Source organism: Coleofasciculus sp. A1-SPW-01, from assembly GCF_040217205.1.
Taxonomy (GTDB): Bacteria; Cyanobacteriota; Cyanobacteriia; order Cyanobacteriales; family Coleofasciculaceae; genus Coleofasciculus; species Coleofasciculus chthonoplastes_A.
Genome location: NZ_JAVJNP010000130.1, coordinates 64,309 through 71,381, shown reverse-complemented (window position 1 = coordinate 71,381; position 7,073 = coordinate 64,309). Strand labels below are relative to the sequence as shown.

The 7,073-nt window shown below is 47.1% G+C and carries 5 protein-coding genes; 2 read left to right on the top strand and 3 right to left on the bottom strand.

Going from position 1 to position 7,073, the window contains the following annotated elements; translation table 11 throughout:
* The coding region (locus RH949_RS20645; RefSeq protein WP_446355790.1) for a Uma2 family endonuclease at positions 1-127 on the top strand (127 nt) is incomplete at its 5' end.
* A 253-nt stretch (positions 128-380) separates the two neighbouring features.
* Here RH949_RS20645 and RH949_RS20640 read toward each other — a convergent pair.
* Together RH949_RS20640 and RH949_RS20635 are read right to left on the bottom strand one after the other, a co-directional pair.
* The gene (locus RH949_RS20640) at positions 381-992 is read right to left on the bottom strand and encodes a hypothetical protein (RefSeq protein ID WP_006100046.1); all 612 of its coding nucleotides are present in this window, start codon (positions 990-992) and stop codon (positions 381-383) included.
* A gap of 4 nt (positions 993-996) precedes the next feature.
* Positions 997-2,622 (bottom strand): eCIS core domain-containing protein, encoded by a 1,626-nt coding sequence (locus tag RH949_RS20635; RefSeq protein WP_446355783.1) that lies wholly within the window; start codon positions 2,620-2,622, stop codon positions 997-999.
* Positions 2,623-3,009: 387 nt separating this feature from the next.
* On the opposite strand from RH949_RS20635, the gene RH949_RS20630 reads away from it, so the two are divergent.
* Positions 3,010-5,121: an ATP-binding protein gene (locus RH949_RS20630; RefSeq protein ID WP_446355781.1), complete on the top strand. Its 2,112-nt coding sequence runs from the start codon at positions 3,010-3,012 to the stop codon at positions 5,119-5,121.
* 268 nt (positions 5,122-5,389) lie between these two features.
* Here the strand turns inward: RH949_RS20630 and RH949_RS20625 are convergent, their stop codons facing one another.
* Positions 5,390-7,063, bottom strand: a complete 1,674-nt coding sequence (locus RH949_RS20625; protein WP_446355779.1) for an SUMF1/EgtB/PvdO family nonheme iron enzyme — start codon at positions 7,061-7,063, stop codon at positions 5,390-5,392.
* Positions 7,064-7,073: the final 10 nt, after the last annotated feature.

The window sequence follows — 7,073 nt, the reverse complement described above, 5'->3', positions numbered from 1 at the left end:
CCGCAAAAATCGCACGGTTTATGTCTATCGCCCGAATCAAGAGGTTCAAATCTTGGAAAATCCGGAGCAGGTTAGTGGTGAGCCAGAGTTACCCGGTTTCAGATTGCTGATGGCAAAGATTTGGTGATTTGGGTAAAGAGTTAAGGGGTAGGGTGGGCAAATGGATATAATTTCTGGTGAAATCATTCAATTAACATAATTTGCCCACCCTACTATATTAATTATGCGATCGCACTAGCATTGGTAACGCGATCGCTAATTGAACAGAGCCGGATGAACTCAAAAGTAATAGCAGTAGGCTGACCTGAGTAAAAAACCAGCTTTTGCACCTATCGGAGAGTACAACCTACATTCCGCAGATCTTTGCGGACAGCATTAGGTCAGTTATCCATGAATGCTCGATAGCGAACCCAGTACCGATCAACAGCGATCTCCAGCTCTCCGAACGGAAAATCCGCGCCGTGGGCTTCTTGGAGGGCGACAAAGAAGTCGAGAATCGCGCCACCTTCGGCGGGGGTCAGGCTGTCGAAGCGCTCGTGGAAAATGGCTAGTGGAGTACCGGAATCGAACCATTCGAGCTGCTGCTTACGGAGTAGCTCGGTCATGTCGTCCGGCAAACCGAGACCGGACGGGAGCCTAGTAGCTCGATCAAGCGCCTCTACGACGTCTGTACGAGAGGGTTCGGTAAGTGCGCCTACGAGTTCGGAGACGAAAATGCTGAGAGATGGATATGACTCCAGGGAAGCGTACAGGAAGGCTGGTAGGAAGTACCGGAATGCCTCCGGAGCGAGCATCCAGAGGTTGCCTTCGACCTCGGTTCGGAGATCGTACACCGAGAGTTCCGTTGACGTATTCGTAGCCAAGAGTTCGCGCAGGCGATCGCCGTCGTAGTTCACCGCTGATCGCAAGATCTGACTAGCCAGGGGTCGGGGGCGCGAGGCGAAGGCATTGAAAAAGCGCTCTTTGAGGTTCTTGTCTGGAGGGATTTGCATATCATTACGTGGTTGTCGGGTTCTCGGGCGAGATCTGGTCGAGGATCAGCAAAAGTACCGCCATCACTGCGGCGGCGCTTGCTGCGACGGCGGTTGCTCCGGCTGCCGCAATGATGGCTTTCACTAGTACGATAATCGCTGCGATGAGTGCAACCACTGCCGCGATAACTAGCACTGCCATGGCTGCCGCCGCGACGACCTCTCGAGCGCGTTCGACGACTGCTTCCATCGCTTCGATCAACTCTTGCGGGCAGTTAGAATCCGTGAAGAATCGGTAGCAGCGGTTCACCATGTTGATCTTATCTTGCACTTGCTGGCGATGGCCGGTGTCTCCGCCCCTAAAGCAGGTAGTGTCCAGCGCCAGACGCGCAGCGATCTCCGCAGTGATAGCGGCGATCTTGGTTGCAAGAGTGAGACAGTTGTCACCTGCGGAGCAAGCACCGAGGGTACTCACAATCGCTTTTGCTGTCTCGACCGCTCCCCGCAGACCGACATATGTCGCCCAGCCACAGTCTCCCGGGGGCAACATACCATCACCAGGCCAAAACTGTACTACGTGACTAGCCATCACCATCTGCACTTCGCTGCTCTGGGTGTGTGTCTCACCGCTTTCATTCGCAGATCGGTTTTGAATGTCGGGTGCAGCTACCTGCTGGACAACATGAGTCAGCTCATGCGCCGTCAACTCATTATTCCCCGGAGATGTCCCTTCCCCAAAATAAACATCACTTCCATGGGTAAACGCCTGAGCGCCCAACTCCCGATTCATCTGCACCGCTTCACCACCCGTATGCACCCGCACCCCACTAAAATCCGCCCCAAAGCGCGGTTCCATAAACCCTCTCACGCCCTCTGATAACGGAGAACCTCCACCCTTAGACGCATTCAAACGACTCTCTAAATCCCCAGAGGCTTGATTTCCCTCTATTTGATGCGCTCGTTGTATCATCTGGCGCATTTGCACACGCGGATCAATTTGCCTCTGCACCACAGGTGTAATTGACTGCGCTCGTTTCCATATCTGATGGGGGTGATGGGGGTGATTGGTGTCTAATTGACGCTGAACGGATGCTGAACTATCCGGAGGCGCTGACATTAACATTACCTGAGACGCTACTCGGTCAGCTTCTTGTTCGTAAGTATCTCCTGGCGCTCCTACCGTCAACTTCGTTTGAATGCCAATTTCCTCTAAGTCTTTCCCAGCTTCCCCCGCCTGTTCCTTCTCTTCTTTGGCACAATCAGCACATTGACGTTGAATCGGGTTCTGTGATACTGGGGCAAAAGCACCTTTTAATTGGGAAGCTGGGCTTTGTGGTAAGGGTAGGGGTGGATCAAACGTTGGTGCCCAGGGTGATTCAGATTTACGTTGTAGCGTTGACCCTGAGCGGAGCCGAAGGGTTGACCCTTCAGCTTCCTCCTGTTCTTTAGCTTGGATTCCTCGCATTACATTCGCGGCGAGTCTATCGGCTGATGCTCTGGAATATTCCCGTATTTCTGGGGATGGGGTAGATGACGGGTTTGACTTGGGTTGAATCGAAAAATGTCCCATTTTACCGAGGCTTTTACCCTTTTTCTGTACTGGGGTTGGAGTCCAGGACGAATTTTTCTTTTGTACGGGTTTATACTCCATGATGCCGCCTCAGTTGCCCGATAATGTGATGAATGATTGGAGCCGATTTCCTCAAGAATTCTGGGTGATGGTCTGATCAGCCAATGCCTGTCCATTCCCAGAAAACAGCGGCAAGCGGCTTGACCCAAGAGGTCTTGAGATGTTGGCTAAATTATAAACTATTTTGTCTAAACCGAATTCAACCGGAAATATGTTTTAACATAAGAACCAGAAAACGGGAGCAAGGGGAGAGACTGTTGAGTTGGGCAGTAAGCGTTAGCGTAGCCATGCCCGAAGGGCTATAGCTATCCCGGAGGGAATCGCTCTTCCCAACCCCCTTGAGTATTACTCGCTTTCACGCTCTCAACCAACGATAAACTTTAACACCATTAAAACCTATAAACCTATATGGATAGTCCCACACCAATCACCTGGTATGAAGGCAACTTTCACTATCTCCAGATAGCCGTTAATCAAGTCCGACAGGTTTTGGAAGATTACCTCGCTTACCAGCAAAATCAGCCCAATTTAGCCAAATTGGAAACAACGTTATCCCCAGATGCCGCAGCGATTCTCGAACACGCGCCGCCAGCCTTAGATAAACTCAGTGCTTTATTTAACCTCTCCCAATTTGACCGCTATATTCTCTTATTATGTGTTGGCATGGAGTTGGATAATGAGTTTGAAGTCTTATGTGCCAAAATTAACGGCAATCCTAAACAAAATTATCCGACGCTGAATTTAGCCTTATCTACGTTTCACCAGTCTGATCTGAGCATTTTTTCCTCCCAATCTCCCTTACACCAGTGGGAACTGATTGAAAGGGTGGAAGGATTATTCTTTACTCAATCACCTCTACGCATTAATCAGCGCATTCTCTGTTATCTGTTGAGTGAACCTTGCACAGATAAGGAATTGGCAGGTATCCTTTTACCTGTACCGCCTTCATCTTCCACTCCTCTTCCCCCTTCGTATCAACAAATTGCTGACAAACTTATCGCCACTTGGTCTAAACCACTGGCAAATTTTGACGATCCCGTTGTTCAGTTATGTGGTTCAGATATAGGGGCAAAGCAATCCATTGCCACTGTCGCCTGTAGCGCAGTAGGCTGGAATCTTCAGATGATATCAGCCTCTGTTATTCCCTTTAATCCGAATGAACTGTATCAGTTGATGCAACGCTGTTTGCGGGAAACTTTATTAAACCACAGTTTCTTGTTCCTGAATGCTGATGAGATGACTCAAGGTGATCCTCGGCGAGAGTGGGCAATTGCCGAGTTTGTTGAACAATTAAAAGTGCCGTTAATTTTCAGCACCCAGGAACGACAACCGCAACATCAACGCCCGATGATTACCTTAGAGGTGGGTCAACTGAGTCATGCTGAACAACGAGATATCTGGAAATTCCATCTCGGTTCACTGACAACAGAACTGAATGGACAACTTGATACCATCGTTTCCCAATTTAATCTCAACGCCGCCGCGATTCAAGCCGCCTGTTTATCGCTGAATAGTAGTGACTATACGTCTACATCACCGGATCAACCACAGGAAGACAAACAAACCGATAAAGAACCAGCCAAAACAGCTTCATCCTCAACCCGTCGTCGCTCATCGAAAACTCAAAAGACTCAACCTAAAATAGAAAATCCCTTATCTCCCTTGCAAACTCATTTATGGGATTTCTGTAAAGTTCAAGCACGTCCTCGTTTAGATGATTTGGCGCAACGGATTGATGCTGTAGCGACTTGGGAGGAGTTGATTTTACCCGAACGGGAAAAAGCTACATTACATGAAATTTCAACTCATGTGCGCCAACGAGCAAAAGTTTATCATGAGTGGGGATTTGCGGGAAAAGGAGGACGCGGTTTAGGGATTAGCGCTCTTTTTTCTGGACCCAGTGGCACCGGGAAAACCATGGCGGCGGACGTATTGGCAAAGGAGTTACGCCTTGACCTTTATCGAATTGATTTGAGTGCAGTGGTGAGTAAATATATTGGGGAAACGGAGAAGAATCTGCGGCGAATCTTTGATGCAGCGGAAACCAGTGGGGCAATTTTACTCTTTGATGAAGCCGATGCGTTGTTTGGCAAACGAACACAAGTAAAAGATTCTCATGACCGCCATGCAAATGTGGAAGTGAGTTATTTATTGCAACGGATGGAAGCCTATCAAGGATTAGCGATTTTGACCACAAATCTGCTCGACGCCTTAGATCAAGCCTTTATGCGTCGGATTAATTTTTCGGTGAAGTTTCCCTTTCCCAACGCCCCAGAGCGAACCGAGATTTGGCAGCGAATTTTCCCAAAAGAGACGCCGACAAAGAAGTTAGATATGCAAAAGTTAGGTAAACTGAATATGGCGGGGGGAAATATTCGCAATATTGCCTTAAATGCGGCGTTTATTGCGGCAGATGCGGGTGAACCTGTGATGATGAAACATCTTTTACAAGCGACGAAAAGCGAATGTCTGAAGTTGGGTAAAATTTTAACTGATGTAGAAGTCAGGGGCTGGGTTTAATATCCTGTTGGTTTATCCTACTGCTTCCTTGGCGATCGCGCTCTCATTTCACTTAATGTTTCCCAGTTTCTACATCAGTCATCATTCGCTTTCCAACGCCCGTTTAAAAGTAGCGTCACTCTCAATCATTTGGGCATTGAGAAACTGATAGAAACTTATGAAATAGAGCGGAATTGTCAAACTCTCTGATTGTCAGGGTTTCAGCCTTTGCAATTCCAAAAGTGACATAAGAGCGATATTTGCAGAGGTTGAAAACATATCTTGGTTATCAACACACCACACGTAAACCGAAATTAAACAAAGACCAATCATCAAGATTTCCATTCAGACGAGAAGCACAACGGCATTGTTTAGGGCGACTAACCCAAGAACCACCACGTAAAACCCGAAAGCGCGACATAAAACCAAATTGATTATTCTCCGCACTATTCCATACTCTACCATCTGAGGGCGCACCTCTGTAATTACTGTGCCACAAGTCAGCACACCATTCCCAAACATTCCCATGCATATCGTATAATCCAAATGCATTGGGTGGAAAACTACCCACATCTGTTGATTGACGATGATAAATACTTTTTGGCGCATCCGCATAGGTGAAACTGCCGTTAAAATTCGCTAATTCTGGGGTAATCGTTTCACCGAAATAAAAAGGTGTTGTTGTGCCAGCCCGACAAGCATATTCCCATTCTGCCTCACTGGGTAAGCGATACATTCGTCCCGTTTTCTGGGATAATCTGGCACAGAATTCTACTGCATCATTCCAAGAAATTTGCTCAACCGGTCGATTTTTTCCTTTCAAACTGGATGGATTAGGATTGAGCGATTGATTCACTTCGGGTAACGTGGTAACAAATTGCCATTGGGCTTGAGTGATGGGATACTTACCCAGATAAAATGATGACAACTTAACGGAATGTTGGAAATTTTCCGTATCTCGACGCTCTGCTTCTGTCTCTGGAGAACCCATCAGGAATTCACCCCCTGGAATCGCAATCATTTCTAGACTTATCCCGTCACCTAATTCTTCAACAAAATATTGAGACTGGTGGCTACAGCGATTAACTATTTCTCCTTTCCTATCAACAGTAATCACCTCAAACTGAAACACCGATAATTGAGGAGACGATAGCAGCATCAGCCATTCCTGCACCGTTTGCGGACGATTTTGCGGTTCAAGTTCCATCCCTTTCAGAATTGCATTGTTGACGCGATCGCTAATTTGAGGATTATGATGTTTCGGTGGTACTAAGGGAATATTTCCTTGTTGGCGAATCGTTGCCGAATAAGGCAACTCTCCAGTCAGGACAAAATAGAGAGTAGCCGCCAAAGCATAAACATCCGTATACGCGCCAAAATTCCCCCGTCGTTCATACTGTTCAATCGGGGCAAAACATTCAGTTCCCCAATTCGTTAGACTTTGTTCTTCACCCGGAATAAACTCACGGGCAAGACCAAAATCAATTAAAACCACTGATAAACTATCCTGACGCAGTAAAATATTTTTAGGTTTAATATCTCGATGTAAAAATCCTTGCTGATGCACATAAATCAGGGCTTCTCCCACCTGCTTAATGATCTCTAAAGCTTCCGCTTCTGATAACCGCCCCTGACTCTGACAATAGGAGGCTAAATCTTGCCCCTCAACATAGTCCATCACCATGCACCATACGCCATCCTCTTGAAACAATTGAGGATAAACCTCAACAATGTGGGGATGGTGACATCGGGCTAAACAGAGAGCCTCATTCAAAAACTTTTCCTGGATTTGGCTAAAATTAGGCTTAAACTGCTGGTAAAGATTCAACGTTTTTATCGCGACTAATTTTCCGGATACTGACTCTTTTGCCCGATAAGTTACACCAAAACCACCACAGCCCAACAGTTGCTCAATACTATATTTACCCCCTTTAAGCAGTTGTCCCGATTTCCACTGACTCATAAACTTATCT

Coding starts and splice junctions, on each gene's coding strand:
- RH949_RS20640 (WP_006100046.1), bottom strand. CDS start 992: ATGCAAATCCCTCCAGACAAGAACCTCAAAGAGCGCTTTTTCAATGCC.
- RH949_RS20635 (WP_446355783.1), bottom strand. CDS start 2,622: ATGGAGTATAAACCCGTACAAAAGAAAAATTCGTCCTGGACTCCAACC.
- RH949_RS20630 (WP_446355781.1), top strand. CDS start 3,010: ATGGATAGTCCCACACCAATCACCTGGTATGAAGGCAACTTTCACTAT.
- RH949_RS20625 (WP_446355779.1), bottom strand. CDS start 7,063: ATGAGTCAGTGGAAATCGGGACAACTGCTTAAAGGGGGTAAATATAGT.